At 60.9% G+C, this 996-nt stretch carries 3 protein-coding genes; all 3 read left to right on the top strand.

The genetic code is table 11. From position 1 onward, the window contains the following. Positions 1–422 (top strand): N-acetylmuramoyl-L-alanine amidase (locus tag EN964_RS35545; protein WP_206517169.1); only part of this gene is annotated, 422 nt, incomplete at its 5' end. 1 nt (position 423) lies between these two features. After that, complete coding sequence (locus EN964_RS35540; RefSeq protein WP_127272598.1) at positions 424–606, top strand: hypothetical protein; 183 nt, start codon at positions 424–426, stop codon at positions 604–606. 30 nt (positions 607–636) lie between these two features. Beyond that, on the top strand, positions 637–996 hold a 360-nt coding region (locus EN964_RS35535; RefSeq protein ID WP_206528827.1), incomplete at its 3' end, for a transglycosylase domain-containing protein.

The following is a 996-nucleotide window of genomic DNA, read 5'->3' as shown; positions in this document are numbered from 1 at the left end:
CCGTCTACACCGTCTCCGACAAGGCTTCGGACCCCGAGGCGCAGGCGCTTGCCGACCGAGAAAACCTCTCCGATCAGTTCGCCGGCATGGAAATCAAGAACGACAACAAGGAAGTCACCGACATCCTGATCGACCTGATCCGCCGCGAAACGCACAATTTCTCGATGAGTTTCGCCCACACGCTGGTTGGCCAGTTGTCGACCAGCGTCGGCCTCATCAACAATCCGCAGCGTTCGGCGGGCTTCAAGGTGCTCAAGGCACCCGACGTGCCGTCGGTGCTGGTCGAACTCGGTTATCTCTCGAACGCCAAGGACGAGGCGCAGTTGCTCAACGCCGACTGGCGCGGCAAGGCGGCCCAGAGTATAACCAACGCCGTCGCGCTGTTCGCGTCGGCCAAGGCCGGACCGGGAACCGGAGGTTGACATGACCGGCGGCGCCTGCAACCAGAGGCGGCGTTGCGCGACGACAACACCCAATGCTTTTTATTTCCTGCTCGCGACCGCGAAATCAGGCATTGCCGTATTTTGTCCACATGGCGGCGACAAGGGTTTTCGATTACGGATTGGGACCGGCTCGAAAGCTTGCGCGAAAGGCGGCTTCGTTTAGGAAATTCCCGAACCAAGGACTGGAGCGGGTATGATTCGTCTCATTGGCTATTTTTTCGGCATCGGCACGACGCTGGCCCTTTTGGTCGCGGCGGGCGTTGCGATCTACATCGGCCATTTGTCGAAAGATCTGCCCGACTACGAGGTGCTGGCCAAATACGAGCCGCCGGTGACCACCCGCATCCATGCGTCGGACGGCGCGCTGATGGCCGAATACGCGCGCGAACGGCGCCTGTATTTGCCGATCCAGGCCATACCGGACCGCGTCAAGGCGGCCTTCCTGTCGGCCGAAGACAAGAATTTCTACAATCACCCAGGCATCGATGTGACCGGCCTCGGCCGCGCCATCATCGTCAACCTGCAGAATCTCGGCTCGGGCCGGCGTCAGGTC

The sequence above is a fragment of the Mesorhizobium sp. M7A.F.Ca.CA.001.10.2.1 genome (assembly GCF_003998575.1).
In the GTDB taxonomy this organism is placed as follows: Bacteria; Pseudomonadota; Alphaproteobacteria; order Rhizobiales; family Rhizobiaceae; genus Mesorhizobium.
Note: the sequence above shows the minus strand (reverse complement) of the source record. Positions and strands in the feature narration are given on the sequence as shown.